Below are 23,054 nucleotides of genomic sequence, written 5' to 3' on the forward strand. Positions count from 1 at the left end.
CGGCGGCTCAGGCCGCAGTATCAGGTCGTCGCTAGATCTTGCTGGTGACTTGCCCTAGGCGGCACACAGCCCTGCCGCCTAGGGCCCAACTTCTGTGCTGACGTGGCGGGCGATGGCTGGTTTGTCGATTTTTCCTACCGGCGTGGTGGGCAGCGCCGTCATCGCGACCAGTGTGTCAGGCCGGACGTGTGCTGCCACACCGCGCTCGTCTAGGTAGGAGTTCAACTCCGCCAGCGTCACTGGCCGGCCGGTGAAAACAACTGCGGCGCAGATTTTTTCCCCGAGGTAGGGGTCGGGCAATGGCACCGCCGCGACTGACCGGATCGCTGAATGGCTCAGCAGCTGCTCTTCGAGATCTTGGGCGGAAATACTTTCGCCAGCACGGCAGATGACATCTTTGGCCCGTCCGGTGACCATGAGGTAGCCATCTTCCCGGAGCCGGACCAGATCTCCGCTGCGGTAGAAGCCTTCGTGGTCGAAGCAGCGTCGGTGGTCGTGCGGGTCGCCAACGTATCCGTTGATCGTGTAGGGCCCACGCACCAGTAGTTCGCCTTCTTCTCCCGGCGACACCAGCACACCATCGGTGTCGACGATGCGCAACTCGTCGTCGGCGCTCAGCGGTCGCCCCTGCGTATGCTCGACCAGCTCGAGTGGATCGTCGAGGCGGGTGTAGCTCACCAGCCCCTCGGCCATGCCGAATACCTGCTGCAGGCCCGGGGTCAGTTTGGTGCGCACCTGGCGGGCGTCCTCTGGTCCGAGCTTGGCTCCGCCAACCTGCAAGAGCCGCAGTGACTTTGGCGTAACTGGTTCCCAATCGCAGGCTTGTGCCCACAGTGTTGCCAGCGCTGGAACTAAAGCGGTGACGGTGACGCCGTGGCGTTCGATAGTGGCGAAGGCAGCTTCCGGGCTGGGGTCGGTGCTGAATACTGTGGTCGCGCCGGCGGTCATCGCGCCGAGTAAGCCTGGGCAGGCGAGCGGGAAGTTGTGCGATGCGGGCAGTACCGCGAGATAGACGTCGTCGCAGGTCAGCTTGCACAGCTCAGCGCTGGCCGTGGCGTTATAGACGTAGTCCTCGTGCGTGCGGGGGATCAGTTTCGGCTTGCCGGTAGTGCCACCCGAGACCAGCAGCAGCGCGGGGTTCGCCGTGTCGCTCGTAATCTCCGGTGTGACACCGGAGGGCAGCTGCGACCATGACATGAATGGGCCAGCGTCCCCATCGACGATCACATGCCGCAGCTGAGGGTTCGTCTCGACCAACTGTTCGGCCATCGCCCGATAGTCGAAACCGCCGTTCGCGGCCATGATGATCAACCCAGCGGCGCCGCTGACCTGGGCGAAATGATGCAGGTCTGCCAGCCTATGTCCGGGTAGGCACATGATAGGTATGGCCTTGGCGCGCAGCAGGCCGAACAGGGCGACGGCGAAGCGGCATGAATTCGGCAGTTGCAGCATTACGCGATCACCGGGCGCAATTCCTAACGAGGAAAACCCGGCCGCGGCGCGGTCTGCGAGTCTGTCGATTTCGGAGTAGGTATGGCTGCTGACTGCATCCACGACACAGACTCGCTCTGGCCATGTCGCCGCGGCTTGCCGCAACAATGAGTCAACGGTGCGACCGGTCCAGTAGCCGGCCGCACGGTAGGCAGCTGCCCGTTCCGGCGGATAGGCCGTGAACCAGTCCAGCGGTATCGGCGGGGGTGACTGGGGGTAGGTAGCAGGCACTTGGTATCTCCCTTGGGCGGGTGAGTTCTGACCGGGCGTATAGGGTAGCGTAAGCGAAGTTAGGGCAGCCTGAGCTAATCAAATGGAGGTAGCTTGTGAGCCGCGCATCATTCGCCGGTGTGCTCGCGAACTCGGAATGCCACCACTGCGCCCGCGATTGTGCTTTGTTGGCCGGCGCTCGATGACCGGGACGCTCGCGATCGTTGGAGCCGGCGCGAAGGCTGTTGCCATTGCCGCGAAAGCAGCGGCACTGCGCGCAATGGGTATCGAGGTGACCAACGTCGTCGCCATCGAGCGTGCTGGCGTGGCGGCCAACTGGTTAGCCGGTGGTGGCTGGACCGATGGTCGGCAGCGGTTGGGCACCAGCCCCGAAAAAGACGTCGGTTTCCCGTACCGGTCGAGGCTGCTGCCAGGCTGCAACGCCGAACTCGATGAGCAGATGCTGCGATGGAGCTGGCAGGCCTATCTGGTGGCCACGGACCAACTCGTTGGCTGGGTCGACCGGGGCAGGCCGGCGCCCACTCACGATACGTGGGCACGGTATCTGCGCTGGGTTGCCGACATGACGGGCTTGAAAGTGGTTCGCGGCGAATTGCTTCAGATTTCGGTCAACGGACCGCGGTGGGTGCTGCACACGCCGGACTCGAGCATCTCAGCCGATACGGTGATGATCACGGGTCCTGGGCAGCCGCAGCAATCCATGCTGTCTGGTGCTCCGCGGATGCTGTCGATCGCGGAGTTCTGGCAGCGCACCTCGAGCCACGACCGGATTGTCGCCGAACACGTCGCGGTCATCGGTGGCGGGGAGACCGCTGCGTCGATGCTGAGCGAGCTATTCCATCACCGGATTTCGGCAATTACCGCGATCTCGCCGCAAGCAACTCTGTTCACCCGCGGCGAGGGTTACTTCGAGAACTCGTTGTTCTCCGATCCCGCTCAGTGGCACAGCCTCACGCAAGCTCAACGGCGCGACTGTATCGCACGGACCGACCGAGGGGTCTTTTCGGCGCGGGTGCAGGAGTCCCTGCTCGCTGACGAGAGAATCCGACATCTGCGTGGGCGGGTTGCGAGCGCAGTCGACAGCGACGACCGAATCTGGATCACGCTGCACACCGATCATTGCGGTGCGCTGCTTGAGACCGTGCACGACTTCGACCTTGTCGTCGATGGGTCCGGCGCTGATCCGCTGTGGTTTCTGCCTCTGCTTAGTAAGAATGCCCTCGACTCGCTAGAGCTGGGCCTCGGTGGCCCGGTGACAAGTGCGCGGCTGGAAGAGGCGATCGGTTACGACTTGGCTGTGGCCGGAGTCAACCCGAAACTGATTTTACCCAACTTGTCCGGTCTCAAGCAGGGGCCGGGCTTTCCTAATCTGAGCTGCCTGGGTCTGTTGTCTGACCGAATCCTCGGTGCCGAGATTGGTGTCGCCGGTTCACCAAGAGGGAGAAGTGATGAGTATCAATCCGTTTGACGATGATGCCGGCATGTTCTACGTCCTGACCAATGACGAGGAACAACACAGTTTATGGCCAACGTTCGCTGATGTGCCAGAAGGCTGGCGCGTGGTGTTTGGCGAGGACACACGCGCGAAATGCCTTTCCTATATCGAGGAGAACTGGACCGACATAAGGCCCAGGAGCTTGCGCGAAACGATGCAGTAAAATTCCTGCTTAGTCGCACAAGTCTGGGTGGTCACTAGCTACTGAGTTAATGGCTGTGGTGCCAACAGATTGGCCTTCAGCCTCAGGGTGTTGCCGGCTGGCGTGGCCCGGGGGCAAGCGCATCGAGCTTGGCTAGAATGTCGGCAACGGATGCGCCGCTGAGCAGGTCCGCTACCTCAATATCGTGGTTGAATTCCATTTTGACACGACGGCGGAACTCTAGCGCCTGCAGCGAATCCAGACCAATCGCGACCATGGGTACGCTGGTGTCGATCGCAGCGGGTCCATCGAGGCCGATGGCCTCGGCGAGTAGCGTCATCAGCTGTTGCGGCAGGTCTGCGTTGTCAATAGCGACTTGGGGCTGAACCTGACTGCCAATATTGTCAGCCTCGATGCTGGGCGAGGCCAGCTGGGACAACAACGGGCCATACCCGTAGGCGTCCAGCACCGGCCGTGCGCGATCCAGGTCGAATGCCGCGACGACGGCATTTCGCCGGAACCCGGTCATTCCGACAGCGAGTGCATCGGTGGGCGACATTGGCAGGAGACCGACGGCGGCCAACTTTGCCCAACCAGAGTCGTCGAGATCGAAATGGACAGTCCACTGGCCCCACTGCACCGAGACGCAGTCGAGATCTTGGGCTCGTAGCCAGTGAGCCATGGCGTCCAGCATCCGATTGGCCGCCGCGTAGATGATCTGCCCCCGACCGCCGATGGTCGCTGCCGCTGAAGAGCACAAAACCACGCGACAGTCGTCCGTCCGAGGAAATGTTTGGAGAACCTGCCAGATGCCGACAACCTTGGCCCGCATCATTTGATCAGTTTTCTCGACGGTGATGGCGTCCAGTTCTATGTCTGAATAGGTTAGTGCGGCGTGGATGATCAGATCCGCAGGCTCGTTTTGTTGTTGCTCGGCAAGTTGGGCTACCGCAGCCGGATCACCTACATCGCATTGATTGACCTGGATTGTGGTGGTTGTAGCCATCCGAATCTGTTGTAGTCGATTGGCGACCGCTGCGGTCTCGCCTGATCTGCTCACCAGGGTGATTCGTTTCGCGCCGCGATGTGCGAAATGATGACAGAATTCCAGCCCGAGGTTGCCGGTCCCCCCGATGATCAGCACATGACGTGGTGGCTCTTCGGGCAGCACGGCGGTGTCGATGGGAGACGTGTTGTCCTCAACGATTCGCTTGGCGTAGATGCCATTAACGCGTAGTGCCAGCTCCGGTTCTTCGGCCGTGTGTAGCGCTGAAAGTATGGTGGCTGCGGATACTGAAGCCAGGGCATCGGCCGGCAGATCGAGGTGTCGGAATCTAATGCCTGGATGTTCAGCGCCGATACTGCGGAAGCCTGCGCTTGCGGCTGCATGTACCGGATCTGGCGGCTCATCGTCGGCAGCCACCACCTCGGCAGCTACCGTAACTAGCCAGCACTCGGCGACCGTGTCGCCTAAGCCAGGCCACCACGTCCGGTTCCCGAAGAAGGCCGCGACCTCGGTTGCGGCGTCGGCATAGTCTAACTTCGGCGATTGCGGAAGCAATATGACGTAGGTGTCGAGGTCGGGTCCAAGGGTTCCGTTTTGGATAGGGAGTTCGATCCCGGTTTGGTGCCCTGTTACATACGCGGTGGCGCCGGCATTTGTTGCGGCGTCGCACAAGGCGTTGGCCAACTCAGAGCAACCGCCCGCATGATCGACGATCCCGATGGCTCGCGGCGGTACGAGTGATCGATGTGACAGGCCAACCCATTTCTCGGTGAGTAGTCGAGGGGCCGCTGTTCGCGCAGTCGGTTCTTCGGTCGATTCCGGTTGTGCGACAACCGATGTTGTGCCTGACTTTGGGCGGGCTCGTCGGGGTAGCACCTCGTCGTACGGCAGCCACAATCGGGTCTCGTTCATCAGAGTGTTGGGAAAATCAACCAGTGGCAGGCGGATTGGAGCTTCTGGTTCGGTGCGCAAGCACTCCCAAGAGTAGTCCAGGTCATGAACTGCCAGCAACGCAAGGTTCTGGGCGAAATCGCCCAGATCGGTAGCTGTTCGAGCGGACGTGGCAACCACCCTGGTCTCGTGTTCGTCCTCCGGACGCGCAGCGAGATTTTCGTGAATCGCCAACGTGAGTGTCGGGTGTGCGGCTAACTCAACGAATGTGTCGATACCGAGCTCCGCGGCGGCTGCGATGGCTTTGTCAAACCGAACGGTGTTGCGCAGGTTCCAGAACCAGTATTGCTCGACTGGCAGATCCTGAGAAATGGAACTGCCAAGAGTGGCGCCCAGACAGGTCACGTTCGTATCGAGGAAGCTCGGATGTTGTAGGTGACGCCGCATGGCCGCCCGGAGAGTGTCGCCGAGCGTGTGGATCATGCTGGTGTGGGCCGGGTATCGGACGCGAATGACTTTCGCGAACGTGCCGCGCTCGGTGAAGGTGTCCACGATGTTCTGGATCACGTCCCGATCGCCTGAGATACCGGTCACGCTCGGCGAATTGACTACAGATACCTCTGCCCAACCTGAGCAGCGGGCAATGACCTCCTCGCACACGTCTCGGTTGGCGGCGACGATCGCCATTGCATAGTCGCTGGCGGCGAACTCGTCGACGGCATGCGCGCGGAGCCCGATGACGCGTGCTGCGTCCTCCAAGGTCACGAGACCGGAGACGTAGGCGGCGGCGACTTCGCCCTGACTGTGCCCGATGGTGTTGTTCGGCACGATACCGAAGGACCGCCACATAGCCGCCAAACCCGCCATCTGAGTAAACAGTGCGGGTTGGACGGTGCTGGCTCGTTCTTCAGCTGGAAAATGTTCGTCAAGAAGATAATTCATCGGCGACTCGCCGAGCTGATCTTCAAAGGCAGCGTTGCACCGATCCACTTCGGCTCGGAACGTGGGAATTGACTCATAGAAGAGCCGTCCCATTCCAGGGTGCTGCTGCCCCTGACCCGGAAAAACATAGGCGAGTCGGCGGGCTGCGGCGGGTGCGTTCGTCTGGATCAACGCGGGGTGCTTGTGGTCATCGACAACTGCCCGCAACGCGTTGACCAACTCGTCGCGGCCAGACACCATCGCGAGGGCTCGGTGCCGCCGGGCGAGTCGCGTCCGAAACAGCATGTCAGCAATAGTGTCTGGTGTTGTCTCGGGATAGTCGACGGTATAGCTAAGCAGGGCGGCGGCCTCTTGGCGCAATAGATCGGCGGTATCGGCCGATAGCAGTACGGGAGTCGTGCCATTGGGCAGCTGGTAGCCAGGAATTGTCACGCGATCACCCCCGGGTGCCTGCTGGCATAGCGATGATGGCGTGCGCGTTGGCGCCTCCGGCACCGAACGACGACGTGGCACCGTAGCGGACGCCGTCTTTTGGCTTCCACTCGTGCAGCTTGGTGGCCAGTTGCAGCCCGGTGAGATTCCAGTCGACCATCTTTGTCGGAGTGTTTGAGAACAAGCTCGGCGGAACCTGACCATGCTGTCCGGCGAGCAGCAGTTTGATCAGTCCAAGGATTCCGGATGCGGCTTGTGCATGGCCAATGTTTGACTTGATCGATCCTAGTAGCGCCTCGGAGCCTGACGCGCCGTATGTTTTGAAGAGAGCAATCAATTCCACCGGATCGCCGGCGAGAGTCGCGGTACCGTGTCCTTCGATCATTCCGACGTCGGCTGGATCGATTCCTGCCGCTTCGAGCGTTTTGACGACGAGTTGCGCTTGGGCGCGGACCCGCGGGACGAGAATCGGTTTGCCTTTGCCGTTGTGGTTGGTGCGGATACCCAGGATACGTCCGTAGATGGTGTGTCCCAATTGTCGTGCTCGTGATTCGCGTTCGACGAGAACCATGCCGGCGCCTTCGCCCCAGACGGTACCGGTGGCGTTGTCGGAATAGGCGCGGCAGTGTCCATCCGTGGAAAGCGCATTGAGCCTTGCGAATTCGAAGAAAGCTCCCGGTGAGCCCATCACACAGACTCCACCGGCGAGCGCCCAGTCGCACTCGTCCGAGCGCACGGCGCTGGCGGCCAAATGTAGGGCGGTCAACGACGATGCGCACGCGGAATCTACGCACATCGATGGACCGGTCAACCCAAGGCAGTGTGATATGCGGGCAGCTGCCCCGAGCTGCCCCAAACTCGCGATTCGATGGCCGCTATAGGCATCGGCTACGGCTGCACGTGGGCCATATTCCATCGGCGACATTCCGACGAAACAGCCGCCGTCCGATCCGTCGAGCGTGCTCGGATTGATCCCGGAATTCTCTAGTGCCTTCCACGCTACCCGCAGCGCAACCCGTTGTTGGGGGTGCATCACGATCGCCTCACGATGAGTGATGCCAAAAAATGGTGGGTCGAATGTCGCTGCATTATCGAGGAATCCCCCTGCGTCGCGTACGGGTCCCCAGCCGTCCAGCTGCGACACAGACAAGAGATCTTTGATGGGCCAGCCGCGATCGCGTGGAAACGGGGTGAGTAGCTCCCTGGATCCAACCAGTGCTGACCACAAGGCGTTCGGGCTGTCGATCCCCCCAGGTGCCTCGATAGCCATTCCGGAGATGACAATCGGATCAGGCGATGTCAGTACAGTTGAACCGTTCTGGCTCATGCTGTTTGCCCGCGGTGTGTGTTCGTCGTCAACAACTCTGCAACTGCGCCGATGTGTGATCTCAGGTAGAAGTGGCCGCCGGTGAACATGGTGACCTTAACGGTGTCAGTGTGTTTGCCCCACCCGTAGAGGTCGCCCATGGTGACATAAGGATCTTGATCGCCTCCCATGGCGTGAATCGGAGCGGTAACCTTGACGTCCTCGGCGCAGTCGTATGTGTCAAACGCCTGGTAGTCGGCTTTGATAACGGGAAGTGCTAACCGCATCAGGTCGCGGTTTCCGAATACGTCTGTGTCGGTTCCTTCGAGCGTCGCCAGATGGTTGAGGATCTCTTCGTCATCCTGAGGATGCCGCGGCTTGGCCGCGGCGCGGCAGGGGGCGACCGCGGAGGAGACGTTAAGGTGCTGCACGGCAATTCCGTTGGCTTCTGCGATCCGGACGAACTCAAACGCGACCAGCGCGCCCATACTGTGCCCAAACGTCACGATCGGGAGTTCGCGACTGTGATCCGAGGTTGAGAACTCGTCGAACGCCCCTGCGGCAATCTCGCGCAGGGATAGCAGCGAAGCTTCCGCGATGCGGTCCTGGCGCCCCGGGTACTGGAAGACGATTACCGTGAACTCTCTACCGAGGATTTTCGAGAAATCGCGGTAGGCCGATGCGCCGGACCCCGCATGCGGGAATACCAGCAGCGGAAGGCCCGCAGGTGAATCTGCTTTGTGGAACTGCCTGATCCACCCCAGTGTGCGCTGCATGAACTACTACCTTTCGCTTACTCGCTACGTGGGCGCAGGGGTCGACACGTTCTCGCCGTGCCACGGCCGCAAGAGGAACTAACTTAGCAAAGGCTAACATAAATTAGTAGGACGGCTGGGGCCGGTTCTGGCCCGCTGACCACTGGGTTCAGTGTGGTTGCTGGCGGGCTCATTGTTGCTCCCGGCTTCGGACCATCAGGGCGGCTCGCTTGTCCGGCAGATCCAGGTCCACCGTGCGTCGGAACCCGGCGCGCTCGAGTGCACGGATCATACGAATGTTTTCGACGTCAGGTTCGGCGACCACCCTGAGTGTGCGCGGATCGGCATCTAGCTGCCAGGTCGAGATGACGCGCAGCAGATGGGCCCCTAGCTGGCGTCCGCGGCATTCGGCTGGGCCGAGCAACATATGCACACCCGCATCATGTTTATGTGCCGCGTAGTGCTCAGCGAGTGGGTCTAGATCGGCGCGGTAGAGCTCCCAATAGCTGATCGGATCACCGTTTAGCAGACCCAGATATGGGTCCAGATGACTGCTGTGGTGTTGGTCGAGCAGGTAGGACTTGATTCGTTCCCGCGGCCACGGTTTCCTCCAGTAGCGGGCCACCTCGGGGTCGTTCATCCAGCCGTGCAGCATGTCGAGATCGCGGTCAGGGTCCAGCTCTCGCAGTGAAAATTCTCCAGAGAATGCTTCGTGATCAAGCGTGGCTCGGCATTGGCTCGCGTTCAGCGTGTTCACCCGTGTCCCTCCTGACCGGACGGCCTAGGCGGTGCCACTTCGGCAGTGCAGAGGCGTCGACGCCGGTTCTCTTCGGCTCGATATCCGTGACGCTCGCCGGGGACCGCACTAACCGTCGAACTTAGCGAAGGCTAACGTAAGCTCCTGGGCTGGCGGACGGCACACGTAGGAGAGGGGTTTGTTGATGCGCGCGTCGCGGAGATGCAGGTGGAGGTATTCAGAACCCGGTAGGCCCGGACTGATACTGCGAACTGAATATCAGCAGTAGGGCGAGTCATGCGAGAAAATGCCAACACCGTGCAGGAACGTCGCCGAGAGCTGCTGCGTCGGCGCATCGCCGAGAGCGGCGTAGCCGCGGCCGAGCCGACCAACCGGGCACAGATCTACGCGGGAGTGCGTTACCCGCTGTCGGCCGGTCAGCGCCGCATGTGGTTTCTACAGGCAATGGATGCAGATGACGTCACGTTGAACGTTTGTGTCGCCTATCGGCTGACTGGTCACTTGGATGAGGTATGTCTGCGTGCGGCCTTCAACGATGTCGTTGCGCGCCATTCAATTTTGCGCACTGTCTACGCTGTGGACGCCGATGGTGAGCCCTACCAAGAATTTTCCGACGATGTTGAGGTCAACTGGCGAACCGACGATGTGACCCATCTCGCCACAGAAGAACGCGAGCAGCGTATCGAGACCCTAGCCCGAAACGAGTTTGGCCGACCTTTCGATCTCACCAGCGAGTTGCCTTTGCGCGCAAGGCTTGTCCGCACTGCCGAAAACGAATTCGTACTTATTCTTGTTGTGCACCATATCTGTTGGGATGATGACTCCTGGGATGTGTTTCTAGGCGACCTGAACGCCGCATATGGCGGTCGCTGCTTGGAGAGCCGAGCGCCGCAGTTCGTCGCGGTCGAGGTGCTGGATGAGGTAGCCGAATCCCCGGCTACTGACGTCAAATACTGGGCGGATAGTTTGCGGTCGCCACCTGAACCCCCGGAGCTTCCCGGTTCGGTCGCGCCTCATCCGTCCAGGCAAGCCCAACGTCAAACTCGGGCGCTGTCCAATAGCCTGTTCAGGGGGATTGAGGACTTCGCCCGAAAGCACTCATCCACACCATTTATGGTTCTGCTGGCGGCTTTCGGTGTGTTGGTGCGGCGCTATACCGGCGCGGCAGAGTTTGTGATCTCCGTGCCGGTCACCGAGCGCAGGGCAGCGGCGGAGGGCGCTATTGGGTATTTCGGCAATACGTTGTTGTTGCGGATCGCCGTGGGATCGCATGCCACGTTCGCCTCATTGGTCGACGAAGTGCGCGACACTTGCCTTGCCGGCTTCACTCATCAGTCTGTTGGCATTGACCGCGTAGTGCGCGAAGTAAACCCAGAGCGCAGTGGCCACGACGGTATGGACCAGTTAGTCAAGTTGGGTTTCAGTATGCGCAAGAGCGCGAATGGATTCCGGTTGGGCGGGGTCACCGTGCGTCAACTTGCGTTGGGCGCAGCAGCCGCGCAACTTCCGCTTGCCCTGAACGTTTCGCACGACGCTGAGGGCGTCTTCGCTGAACTCGAATACCACAGCGACGTGCTGAACTCAGCGTTGATCGATCGGATGCTGTCTCATTACGTGCAGCTGTTGGACAACGCGCTGGCCGAGCCCGAACGTGCCCTCGCCACTATAGACATGTTCGGAACTGATGAGCGCGATACCGTACTGGCGCAATCGCATGGCGAACTTTTCACCGCGCCGGCCACCACGATGGTCGCGATGTTGGAAGCCGCCGCAGCTGGCTGTCTCAACGCACCCGCGCTCGCCTCCGACGACGCGGAGCTGACCTACGCCGAACTGCATGGCCGCGCAAATCGATTGGCGCGCTGGTTTGTAATGCAAGGGCTCGGCCCGGATGCTGTCGTTGGCCTGCGTATGACCGCGTCGATCGAGTTCGTCGTCGCGATGTTCGCGGTGCTGAAGGCCGGCGCGGCCTATCTGCCGATCGACCCGGCTTATCCAGACGAGCGCATCGAGTACCTCATCGCGGATGCGCACCCACAGATTGTGCTGGGGCGGCATGAACTCGATGCTGCCGAAACGGCCGCCTCGCAGCTATCCGACGCGGCGCTCACCAACTGCGACCGGCTGGATTCGCTGCGGCCCGAGCACGTCGCTTATGTGATCTACACATCCGGTTCAACTGGCTGGCCCAAGGGCGTCGTGGTTCCGCATCGTGCGATCGCCGAGCATGTGGAAGGTTTCATCGCCGAATGGAGTGTGTCCGAACAAGATCGATGGCTGCAGTCGGCGTCGGTGAGTTTCGATGCTTCGCTGGCGGACATTTTCGTCACGTTGTCTGTCGGCGCGCAGCTGATTGTGCCCAACCCCGACGCTTTCGGTGATATTGGCTACCTCGCCGATCTGATCGGCCGCCACGGCGTCACAGTGCTACACGTGGTGCCTTCGATGCTGAGCACCCTGCTGGAACTACCGCCGGTTGAACAATGGCGGCAGCTGCGTCGCGTGCCAGTTGGCGGGGAAGCGCTCCCCGGTGAGGTGGCAGACAAATTCGGTACCCATTTCGATGCGGAGTTACGCAATCACTACGGCCCGACAGAGGCCGTCGTCTGCTCGACACACATGACGGTAGCCGGGTCGGATGGCGCTCGGGTAATACCTGTCGGCCAGCCGAATCGAAACGTCTATGCCTATGTGCTTGACCGGGAGTTGCGACCGGTTCCCGCTGATGTAGTCGGCGAGCTGTACCTCGGCGGTGCTCAACTGGCGCGGGGCTATCTGGGGCGTCCTGGGTTGACCGCACAGCGATTCGTTGCCGACCCATTCAACCCGGGTATGCGGCTATATCGATCAGGAGATTTATTCCGTCGCAATGTCTCTGGTGAACTGGAATTTGTTGGCCGAGCCGACCAGCAGGTCAAGATTCGTGGCTTTCGTATCGAACTAGGTGAGATCGAATCGGTGGTTGCCACGCATCCCGCGGTGCGACACTGTGTCGTTGTCGCCGATGACACCGAAGTTGGGCCCACGCTTACCGCCTACGTGGTGCCCGTTGTCGGTGAAAGCACGCAAAGCTGTTCGACGCAGCAGCAGCTCGATGAAATACGGCTCCATGCCGCGTCGACACTGCCTGAATTCATGGTGCCCAGCGCGTTTGTGATCATTCCGGAGATCCCGCTGATGGTCAGCGGCAAACTGGATAGGCAGGCGCTGCCTGCGCCGGCCCCGGTAGCAGCTGCCGGCCACCGTGAGCCGGCGACACCGACGGAGCGCCGGGTATGTGCGATATTTGCCGAGTTATTCGGCTGCCAGCACGTCCACGCCGAAGACTCGTTCTTTGGGCTGGGCGGTCATTCACTGCTGGCAGCCCGGCTCGTTGCGCAGATCCGTGCACAGTTGGGTGTGGCATTGACCGTGCGTGCCGTATTCGACACTCCGACACCGGCCGGGTTGGCGGCACGGTTGGTCGAGTATTTCCGCGTCGAGTTCGACGTCGAACTCGACGAAATAGATATCGAGGACACCACCGATGACGCGACGTTGGGCCTGCCGTTCTCGCAATCTGGTCGACCAGAACTCGCCGCGGCGATTCGCCCGGACCTGCTCCCGCTGTCGTACTCGCAGCTCGCCGCGTGGTTCCAGTATCGGATGGAAGGTGCGCATGACGGCTTTAACATGCCGCTTGCGCTCCGTTTCGTTGGGCAGTTGGCGAATGGTGCACTAGTCGCGGCGCTCAACGATGTAGTCGCGCGCCATGAGGCGTTGCGTACGAACTTCGCCGAGCAGGAAGGTGTTCCGTATCAATTCGTTAGCCCGACATTGGAGATCGAACTTCCGGTCCGGAAGGTCGCTATCGAACATCTGGAAGAGACACTGGTCGAGCTACGCCGGTATGTATTTACGCCAGAGAGCGGCCCGCTGATCAGGGCTAACCTAGTGGAACTGGCCTCGGATACCCACGTGTTGCTCATAGTGGTCCATCACCTCGTCGGCGATCACGTCTCACTCGGCGTCCTGTTTGAAGATCTCATCACCGCCTACCGCGCGCGGGTGGCCGGTGACGCGCCGCGTTGGGCCACACCAACTCTGCAATTCGCCGACTACGCACTGTGGCAACGAGATGCATTCGATACGCCGAGCGAATGGGGCCAGGCTGAGCTAGCTTATTGGCGTACTGCTTTGGCGGCGTTACCCGACGAGATCTCAGTATGCCCTGACCGCCGACGCCCGCCGGTGCTCGGAAAGAAGCCTGGGCCGGTTGTGAATTTCACGGTGCCTGCGGCGCGCCGGTTAGCCCTCACACAGCTCGCCGAGCAGGACGGCGCCACCGAGTTCATGATCTATCAGGCCGCGTTCGCGGTTGTGCTGAGCAAGCTGAGCGGCGGCACGGACATCCCGGTGGGCAGCCCGGTTGCTTCGCGAGTCGATCCGACCACCGCGAATCTCATCGGCCTATTCGCCAACTTGGTGGTGCTACGTAATGACCTATCCGGCGACCCCAGTCTGCGTACCATTATCGCGCGAAGCCGCGACACGGTGCTCGATGCCTTCGCGCACCAGGAACTCCCGATCGAACGCTTGGTTGAGGCACTCAATCCGCCGCGCTCGCGCTCTCGGAATCCACTGTTCCAGAACATGATCCACTTTCGGGGTCAGGACTGGGCGCTGACACCACGCGACCTGACTGGCACAGGTGAAACCACGGTCGTTCCACTTCAGACGGACTTCGACATCGCGCTGCTGGATCTGGCCTTAGGGTTGAACGTCACGCCGGATTCAGAACTTGATGTGCGGATAATTGCCAGCGCCGATCTGTATGAACCCGCAACAGTTGAGCGTATTGCTGATGCTTTCCGTACTGCCCTCGACGCTTTTTCCGCCACACCGGACCTACCTGTTTCCGCGTTGGAGTTGCTTCCCGGGGTGGATCTGGAAGCACCACGAGGACCGTTGCCCGCGAACGACACTGAACTCTCGACGTCTGTGATGCGCGGTTCGATAGAAACTCAGCGGATCCTCATCGCCTTGTTGGAGGAATTGCTCGACACCACCGGTATCGACCCAGACGACAACTTCTTCGCTTTGGGCGGCGACAGCATCATCTCAATCAAATGGTCGGCGCAGGCCGCAGAGCAGGGCTTGGCCTTGGTGCCAGCAATGGTGTTCGAGCACATGACGATCGGCGAGCTTGCCGCAGCAGTCGACGCCGCCGCCGATCAGCTGCCGGCCGAATCGGACTCAGCTGCCGACCAGGATTACGCGCCGATGAGTGCATCAGGCCTGACCGCCGATGCGCTGGCTGAGCTTACCGCCTCCTGGCAGAGGCAGTCGTGAGGTGGTTGTGACCAGCGTTCGGCCCGAGATCGAGGACGTTCTTGCGCTGAGTCCCTTGCAGGAGGGGCTGTTTGCGCTCTACCGACTCGCCGAGGACAGTATCGACCTGTACAGCATGCAGTTCGTGATCGATATTGACGGGCCAGTCGACATCGAGTTGCTCCGGCGAAGCGCAGAGGCCATGTTGGTGCGGCACCCGAATCTGCGCGCCGCCTTCTGGGACCGTGATGTACCTAAGCCTGTGCAGATCGTGCCGGTTGAGGCTGAGCTGCCCTGGGAGGAACGAACAGCGAGCCCAGCGGAGTTCGAGTCCATCGCACGATCGGAACGGTACCGGCCGTTTGACTTGAGCCGCGGCCCCGCATTGCGTGTCGTCTTGCTCACAGTACCCGGTGAGGGCAGACGCCGGATGATTGTCACCGCGCACCACATCCTGATGGATGGCTGGGCACTTGCGGTGTTCTTCACCGAAATGTTGACCGTGTACCGAGCGGGAGGTTCGCTTACGGGGTTGCCGGCCCCTCGTCCCTATCGGGATTACATTGGGTGGCTCGCACAGCAGGATCGAGGGGCCGCGATTGTCAAGTGGGCCGAATATCTGCATGGCCTCTCCGGCCCTCTCGTGGTCGCCGATTCCCCTGTCGGTGCAGGTGACGGCGTACCGGAGAAGACGAAACTACTTTTAGCTGAGCAAGATACGACTCGATTACGGCGGTGGGCGGGCCGCAACGGCCTTACGCTCAATACCGCTGTGCTCTTTGCCTGGGCTGTCGTGCTCGGCAGGATCACCGACCGACGTGACGTCGTATTCGGCACGATTGTCTCTGGCCGCCCAGAGCACTTGCCTGGAGTCGAGACGATGGTTGGGCTATTCATTAACGCAATACCGGTCGTGCATCAGCTGAGCCGGTCAGCATCGGTGGTCGAGCAATGCGTTCGGCTGCAGCGCGAGTCGTCGGCGATGCGCGATATCGGCTATTTGAGTTTGTCGGAAATCCAGCGTGACAGTGGTCGCGGAGCCCTGTTCGATACGTTGTTCGTCTTCGAAAACGCGCCAATCGAAGACGCTATACGTCCGGTTACCGAGCCGGACGGTACCCGCTTCTGTCCGGTCGAGATGGAGAGTCTGACGCACTACCCACTGACTGTGACCTCGCATATGGCCGGGGACGCATTGGTGGTACTGGTCGAGGCGATTCATGAGGCGTTGCCGCATCTTCGGCCGGCCGAGCTCGGCGAGCGGCTGCTCGCTGTACTGCGCCAACTTCCGGAAATCGGCGACGGCACCCCGGATGCGCTGGACATTCTGACACCCGCGGAGCGCGCCGAATTCGCTGCGCTGGCCAACCGTTCGCTACTTGGTCCGGGCAGCACCGTCTGGTCGACTTTCGAGAGGCAGGCACGCGCCACTCCGGATGCTATCGCTCTTAGCACGACAGACGGTGAGTGTTGCACCTATGCCGAACTCCGAGAGCATGCGTGCCGTCTGGCGCAAGAGTTGGCTGAGCTGGGCGTCGGACCGGAGGTGGTCGTCGCGCTGGTAATGCCTCGTTCGGTTCGATCCATCGTCGCCGTCCTCGCCGTACTCGCCGCTGGTGGCGCCTACCTTCCGGTCGATGTCACCCTCCCGCGCTCTCGTATCGAATCCATTGTGCGTCAAGCTAGCCCGACCATTGCTCTCACCGAGGTTGGCTACGCAGAGTTGGTGGCGGTGGGATTACCCGTGTTGGTCCTCGATGATCCCTCAGTGAGCGTGCGCATTTCGCGACGCGACGCGTATGCACCGGTTGTCCAACGGCATGCTGAGCACGCTGCATACGTCATCTTCACCTCAGGATCTACCGGTGAACCCAAAGGTGTCATCGGCACGAATTCGGCTTTGCTCAGCTACTTTGCTGATCACCGTGAGCGCGTCTACCGGCCAGCCACAACGCGTCTGGGTAGGCCGCTGCGTATCGCGCACGCATGGTCTATGAGCTTTGACGCCTCGTGGCAACCAATGGTCGGATTGCTTGACGGTCATATGGTTCACCTGTTCAACGCGGAGGAGATGCGTGACGCCGACCTGCTGGTAAACGGAATGGCCGGTCACCAGGTAGACATGATCGACACCACCCCGTCGATGTTCGCGCAGCTTAGTGCGGCCGGCCTGTTGGACGAGTCCCTTTCGGTGCTGGCCTTGGGCGGCGAAGCGATCGACACCGTGCTCTGGCAACAGTTGCGTGAGCTGTCACCGATGCAGGTTTACAACTGCTATGGGCCCACCGAAGCTACGGTTGAAGCCGTGGTGGCTTCGGTCCACGAGTACCAAACACCCACGATCGGCACGGCAAATACGGGAACCGCCGGCTACGTCCTCGATTCGACGTTGCGAATAGTGCCAAACGGTGTGGTTGGCGAGCTCTATCTGTCGGGCGCGCAACTGGCCCGTGGTTATGCCGCTAGGTCTGCGATGACCGCTTGTCGGTTCGTCGCGGACCCGCTGCGCCCCGGGCATCGAATGTATCGAACAGGTGACTTGGCGCGCCGCCTACCGCACGGCGGGTTTGCCTATCTGGGGCGTGGCGACCAACAGGTGAAGATTCGTGGTTACCGCGTCGAGATCGGAGAGGTCGAGGCAGTGCTGCGTGACCAGGCCATGGTGCATGATGCCGCGGTTTCTGTGGTGCGCCGCGCGGGCGGCCCATGCCTGGTGGGATTCGTTGTCTGGCAAGGGACGGCCCAGGAAGAGCCAGCCGGACTGCGTGCCGCGCTCACCGCGCGCCTGCCCGTGTACATGGTCCCGGCTCGGATTGTTTCCTTGCCGCAGCTTCCTGTGAATGCGAACGGCAAACTGGACAGCCGTACTTTGGACGGGCTGGCTGAGCAAGCGCTCTGCGGGAGCACCGACGAGGCGGTTCTCGAGTCGGCAGCCACCGACACCGAGCGGTTGCTCTGTGAGATATTTGCAGAACAATTCAATGGAGCTACACCACATATCGACGACGACTTTTTTTCGTTGGGTATCGACAGCATCGTCGCGATCTCGTTGGTCCACAAGCTACGTCATCGGGGTATCTCGGTTAATCCGCGGATGGTCTTGTCTTCCACAACAATTCGCCAACTTGCGGCTGCGATCGACACACCCGTTGCTGCAGAAGCGGCTAGCGCTGATGTCGAGCACGGTCCAGTTCGACCGCTACCGATTGTGTCTTGGTTGCTCGAGCATGGCAATTTTCGTCGATTCACCAATAACGTTCTGCTCCGACTGCCCTTCGACGTCGATCGTTCGTCGATCGAGCTGATGCTGCAGTTGTTGCTAGACGGCCACGACGCCCTTCGATTGATCCTGGTTGAAACGCCGGAGGGTCCGCGCCTCGCGACTCGCGAACCCGGTGTGGTTCGAGCCGCTGACTTGCTGGCCCGTGTGGAGTCAATGGGTTCGAGCAAAGAGGAAATCGGCTCCGTAATCGCAGAGTCTGCTCGCAGGATCACCGATGAGATCGACCCCTACCTCGGTGCGATGGTGCGCGCGGTGTGGATATCTGCGGAAAGTGAGCAAGTGCTGCTGCTCTCGGTGCATCACCTGGCGGTGGACGCGGTTTCCTGGCACATCATCCTGGGTGATATCGCAGACGCCTGGCGCTCAGTGAAATCGGGCGTGGCGCCGAAGACGCTGCCAGAGCTCACCTCCTACCGCGATTGGTCGGCTCTGATGTGGCAAAGGGCCGCTACGCCGGAGGTGCGAGCCCAGCGTGAATACTGGATTGAACAGATCCGCGACTTCGACCCTGCCTTGGGTGCGCGGCATCCGGACCCAACCCGCGATAGCTGGTCTAGTCTGCAAGCCACCCCGGTGGCCACGTCAACTGCGGTTACTGAGCGCGTACTGGCCACGCTCACCAGAGAAGGGGGAGTGCGTGACTTTCTGCTCGCGGCAATCACGATGACCGTGGCCGGTTGGCGTCGTGTTCACAACCAGGATCCGGCCGTGGGCACGTTGATCGCCTTGGAGAGCCATGGACGCTCGAACGCCATCGAGAACACCGACACCAGCAATACTGTCGGTTGGTTCAACAGCATTTTCCCAATCCGACTCGGAGTGGGCATGGCAGCCTGCGACCTTGAGCAAGCTGAAAGTGATAGCAAGGCGGCTCGAAGACTCTTCGACTCGGTGACTACCGATCTCAGTGCCGTCCCCTATGAGGGGCTGGACTATGGTCTGCTTCGCTATGTCGACCCGGTGCCCGAGTTGCAGGAGGCTGTCGAACCGCAGGTCATGTTCAGCTATCTGGGGCGCCTGGACCTCGGCGGCATCACGGATCAGCCATGGTCAGTACTGTTCGAGCAGTACATCGAGGATTTGCCGGTCGCCCCCGAGCCGGACCTGCCGCTCCGTTTCGCCCTGCACGTCGGCGCGGCTGTACGTAGTACACCGGATGGTTCGCAACTGATAGCCAACTGGCTGTGGAGTGATGGCTTGTTCACCCATGACGACATTGACCGTATGACGCATCTTTGGCAGCGTTCTGTCGCTGTAATGGCAGCCGCCTTGGACCCAGACATGGCGGTCGAATCCGGTCGACGAACTGGCCTGAGGCCTAGCTTTTAGGGAGGACCCAATGGAGTCGGTACGTAGTGCATCCGACAACGAAGAGCGGGTTAGCCGAGCAGAGATTCGGGCCACGATCTCTAACCAACTCGGTTGTAATGGGACAGATTTCGATAATCACGATGATCTCATCCAATGCGGCTTGAGTTCGATCGGAATGATGGCGCTGGCAGGGGGGTGGCGTAAACGTGGCGCCGACATAACCTTCGGTCAACTTGCGGCCAGTCCGACGGTTGAATCGTGGTACGCCCTGTTGAACTCAGGTGACATGGGACGTGCGTCGAGGCGAATAGAGTTAGCTGAACTACCAGCAGAGAATGCGGCGTTCCCGCTGGCTCCTATGCAGCATGCTTACTGGATTGGCCGTTCCGATGAGCAAGAGCTTGGTGGCGTCGCAGCTCACCTCTACGTGGAATTTGATGCTGGAAAACTAGATCCAGTTCGCCTGGAACGAGCGGTGTCGGATCTCGTGGCGGCGCATCCGATGCTTCGCACCCGATTCCTGTCAAACGGGACTCAGCAAACGATGTCCCAGCCGGGAAGTCCGGTGTTCTCGATAGTTGACCTCCGCGGTTGGAGTCCGGAACTCGCGGAGAATGCACTGGCTGAACTGCGGGAGCGCAAAACCCATCAGCAGCTGAATATTGAGGACGGTCAGGTCATCGACGTCACGCTGACGTTGCGCGACGAGTCTCTCAGTCGGCTACACCTCGACATCGACATGCTGGCGGGTGACGCGATGAGCTACCGGGTACTGGTCTCTGATTTAGCAAGCTTGTACCAGGGGGCGACATTACCTACGCCCGGCTACAGCTACCAGCGTTATCGCGTCGAGTGCCAGCGGGACGCCGTCGCTTACGAGCGTGACCGCGCCTGGTGGAAACAGCGGTTGCCCGAGATGCCCGGTATGCCGCAATTGCCCACGGTTCCAGCCGGGGAGCGCACAACGCCCCGGCGAACGGTCCGATACTCCCACTGGCTGGCGCCGGAAGCCAAGCGCCGGTTGGTAGCCGGGGCGCATGGGCATGGAGTCACTCCTGCCATGGCGTTGGCGGCCGTCTTCGCCGACACCATCGGGGGCTGGTCGGCGGAGCCCAGGTTCCTCTTGAACGTGCCTTTGTTTCAACGTGAGTCGCTACACCCGGACATCGATCGAGTGGTAGGTGACTTCACTGCGTCGATAATGCTAGAAGTTGATGTCAGTCAAGACGTCTCAGTCGCTGACCGCGCCAGGAAAATGCAGCGTGACTTCTATGAAAGCAGCTCACACTCATCATATTCCGGACTCGAAGTGCTTCGAGATCTAGGTCGGTACCGGGGTGAGCCGGTGCTGGCCCCAGTTGTCTTCACCAGTGCGCTCGATCTTGGTGAACTGTTCTCCGGCAATGTCACCGATACGTTCGGTGAGCCGGCGTGGATCATTTCGCAGGGGCCCCAGGTGTTGCTGGATGCGCAGGTTACCGAGGTTCGGGGTGGTTTGCTGCTGAATTGGGACGTGCGTGAATCGGTGTTTCCGCAAGGCGTGATCGAGGCGATGTTCTCCAGCTTCGTCCGCGTGGTCGATCGGCTCGGTGTCGGCGATGCGGGCTGGGATGCGGAGGCGCCGGTAGGCCTGCCGAGCACCCAGGCGAAGGTGCGCGCTGAGGTCAACGACACCGATGGGCCGGTGACTGATCGGTGCCTGCACCAGGGTTTCTTCGAGCACGCTGCCGCACATCCGGATGCGCCGGCTGTGGTGTGGGGACTGAACGGGAACGTGGGCGCTTGGAATTACCGGGAACTTGCCGCGCGTTCGCTTTCCGTTGCGGGCATGCTGCGGGCACATGGCGTGGGCCGTGGCGACGCAGTTGCCGTCCAACTACCCAAAGGACGAGATCAAGTCCTGGCCGTACTCGGGGTACTAGCTGTCGGGGGGACATATGTACCGATCGGCTTCGACCAGCCCGAGGTGCGCCGCGCGAAGATTCTGCAAACCGCTGATGTTGTTGCGGCGCTAACGGTCGACGGCGCCAGCACGGGATCGGTTGAGAGCTCCACGTTTCCGTGTCTGTCTATCGACCTGGCGCGAAACTACCCGGAGCTGCTGGAAGAACCGGTGTATCCCAGCGTCGACGGGATCGCCTACGTTATCTTCACCTCCGGTTCGACGGGCTTGCCCAAGGGAGTCGACGTACCGCACCGCGCGGTCATGAACACGATCGACGCCGTGAATGAGTGGTTTGAGGTGGACAGTTCAGATCGAGCGCTCGCACTGTCGGCCCTCGAGTTCGACGCGTCGGTCTATGACATCTTCGGCCTGTTCTCGGTCGGCGGCTCTTTGGTTGCGGTCGATTCCGAACAGCGGGCCGCCGCCGATACATGGGTGGAGTTACTGCGCCACCATAGAGTTTCGATTTTGAACTGTGTACCGAGCATGCTCGACATGATTTTGGATCTGGGCGGCGCTGGACTGGGTGACTCCCTGCGAGCGGTCACCGTCGGAGGTGACTGGGTGGACGCGGATCTAGCTTGCCGGCTCGCCAAGCAAGTACCGGGCTGCCGGTTCTCGGGACTTGGCGGTGCTACCGAGACGTCGATCCATAACACTATTTGCGAGGTTGTCGGTGAACCGCCGCCGGACTGGGTCACGGTTCCGTTCGGCGTTCCGCTACGCAATGTTCACTGCAGAGTTGTGTCGCCGGCTGGCCGCGATTGTCCCGATTGGGTTCCTGGTGAATTCTGGGTGGGGGGTGCCAACGTCGCTGCGGGGTACCGTAACGACCCGGTGCGAACGATGGAGCGTTTCACCGAGCATGCGGGTATTCGCTGGTACAAGACCGGTGACGTAGCTCGATACTGGCCCGACGGCACCATCGAATTTCTTGGCAGGGCCGACAACCAAGTGCAGATTCGCGGATACCGGGTCGAGCTCGGTGAAGTGGAGAGCGCTCTGCGGACGGTGCCTGGGGTGCGGCATGCTGTCGCGGCTCTCGTTGGCGGCGGCGTCCCAATACTTGCGGCGGCCGTGGTAGGTGATCGGGATGAGGTTGGTGAACCAACGGCGGCGGTAGCGGATTTGCTGCCCAGCTACATGATTCCGACTCGGATCGTGTTTTTCGAGCAGATGCCGCTGACCACGAACGGCAAACTGGACCGCCGCGCTGTGGTGGTACAGCTCGAGTCCGAGGCCACAGAACGTTCGGATGCCCGAGAGTGCGCCCCACGCAACGATCTTGAGGCCGCGCTCGCCGAGATTGTGGCCGAGCTTCTGGGCGTGGCCTCGGTTGGTGTGCACGACGACTTCTTTGCCTTGGGCGGGGACTCGGTATTGGCTACCAATGTCGTGGCACGGGTACGCGACTGGATGGAAATCGATCATGCTCTGGTCGGAGACCTCTTCGCCACTCGAACCGTTGCGGGCTTCGCCGAGCGGCTGGATAGCAGGGAAGCGCAACGCGGCGGGCAATCCCGATTGGCTGCGATCGCGCGGCACTACCTCGAGGTTGCGGCGTTGACCGACGAGGAGGTTCTTGCGGAGGGCTAGTTCGGGGCGGGAGATCCAACGATGATGCTGCCCACGCTGCACTCCTGTAGTTCATCGGTCCCGGTGGCTGCGACGAACGCGGCTGTGTCACCGAATCCTTGTGCACAGGCGCCTAGGCCCATCGCAGTTGCGGCCAGGTAGATCGTCTGGGTGGCGTCTTA

Annotated in this window: 10 protein-coding genes and 1 pseudogene; 5 read left to right on the plus strand and 6 right to left on the minus strand. The window is 61.1% G+C overall.

Annotated features, from left to right (window positions below):
* Nucleotides 1-78: 78 nt before the first annotated feature.
* Nucleotides 79-1,722, minus strand: coding sequence for a (2,3-dihydroxybenzoyl)adenylate synthase (locus tag ACO07W_RS18085; protein ID WP_421845078.1), 1,644 nt, complete (start codon nucleotides 1,720-1,722; stop codon nucleotides 79-81).
* 181 nt (nucleotides 1,723-1,903) lie between these two features.
* Here ACO07W_RS18085 and mbtG point away from each other — a divergent pair, with 181 nt between their 5' ends.
* Complete coding sequence (mbtG, locus tag ACO07W_RS18090; RefSeq protein WP_421845079.1) at nucleotides 1,904-3,190, plus strand: NADPH-dependent L-lysine N(6)-monooxygenase MbtG; 1,287 nt, start codon at nucleotides 1,904-1,906, stop codon at nucleotides 3,188-3,190.
* Nucleotides 3,171-3,380, plus strand: coding sequence for an MbtH family protein (locus ACO07W_RS18095; protein ID WP_421845080.1), 210 nt, complete (start codon nucleotides 3,171-3,173; stop codon nucleotides 3,378-3,380). The genes mbtG and ACO07W_RS18095 overlap by 20 nt, the downstream gene beginning before the upstream one ends.
* 82 nt (nucleotides 3,381-3,462) lie before the next feature.
* On the opposite strand, the gene nbtC is transcribed toward ACO07W_RS18095, so the two are convergent.
* From nbtC to ACO07W_RS18115, 4 genes are all read right to left on the minus strand, one after another.
* Nucleotides 3,463-6,609, minus strand: a complete 3,147-nt coding sequence (gene nbtC, locus ACO07W_RS18100) for a nocobactin polyketide synthase NbtC (RefSeq protein ID WP_421846084.1) — start codon at nucleotides 6,607-6,609, stop codon at nucleotides 3,463-3,465.
* A 25-nt stretch (nucleotides 6,610-6,634) separates the two neighbouring features.
* Nucleotides 6,635-7,957: a polyketide synthase gene (locus ACO07W_RS18105; RefSeq protein WP_421845081.1), complete on the minus strand. Its 1,323-nt coding sequence runs from the start codon at nucleotides 7,955-7,957 to the stop codon at nucleotides 6,635-6,637.
* Nucleotides 7,954-8,712, minus strand: a complete 759-nt coding sequence (locus ACO07W_RS18110) for a thioesterase II family protein (RefSeq protein ID WP_421845082.1) — start codon at nucleotides 8,710-8,712, stop codon at nucleotides 7,954-7,956. The genes ACO07W_RS18105 and ACO07W_RS18110 overlap by 4 nt, the downstream gene beginning before the upstream one ends.
* 169 nt (nucleotides 8,713-8,881) lie before the next feature.
* Nucleotides 8,882-9,448: a GNAT family N-acetyltransferase gene (locus ACO07W_RS18115; protein WP_421845083.1), complete on the minus strand. Its 567-nt coding sequence runs from the start codon at nucleotides 9,446-9,448 to the stop codon at nucleotides 8,882-8,884.
* 276 nt (nucleotides 9,449-9,724) lie between these two features.
* On the opposite strand from ACO07W_RS18115, the gene ACO07W_RS18120 reads away from it, so the two are divergent.
* From ACO07W_RS18120 to ACO07W_RS18130, 3 genes are read left to right on the plus strand one after another with little or no spacing between them, the layout of a single operon-like run.
* A complete protein-coding gene (locus ACO07W_RS18120; protein ID WP_421845084.1) occupies nucleotides 9,725-14,779 on the plus strand; it encodes an amino acid adenylation domain-containing protein in 5,055 nt (1,684 codons plus the stop codon).
* A 1-nt stretch (nucleotide 14,780) separates the two neighbouring features.
* Nucleotides 14,781-19,370 carry an amino acid adenylation domain-containing protein gene (locus tag ACO07W_RS18125; protein WP_421845085.1) on the plus strand — a complete coding sequence of 1,530 codons (4,590 nt, stop codon included), beginning with the start codon at nucleotides 14,781-14,783 and terminating at the stop codon, nucleotides 19,368-19,370.
* A gap of 10 nt (nucleotides 19,371-19,380) precedes the next feature.
* Nucleotides 19,381-22,893: an amino acid adenylation domain-containing protein gene (locus tag ACO07W_RS18130; protein ID WP_421845086.1), complete on the plus strand. Its 3,513-nt coding sequence runs from the start codon at nucleotides 19,381-19,383 to the stop codon at nucleotides 22,891-22,893.
* Here ACO07W_RS18130 and ACO07W_RS18135 read toward each other — a convergent pair.
* Nucleotides 22,890-23,042 (minus strand): annotated as a pseudogene (locus tag ACO07W_RS18135) (nitroreductase family protein); the annotation flags it as partial. The gene ACO07W_RS18130 and the pseudogene ACO07W_RS18135 sit on opposite strands and share 4 nt — an antisense overlap.
* Nucleotides 23,043-23,054 lie beyond the last annotated feature (12 nt).

It is taken from the genome of Mycobacterium sp., assembly GCF_965230835.1.
Taxonomy (GTDB): domain Bacteria; phylum Actinomycetota; class Actinomycetes; order Mycobacteriales; family Mycobacteriaceae; genus Mycobacterium.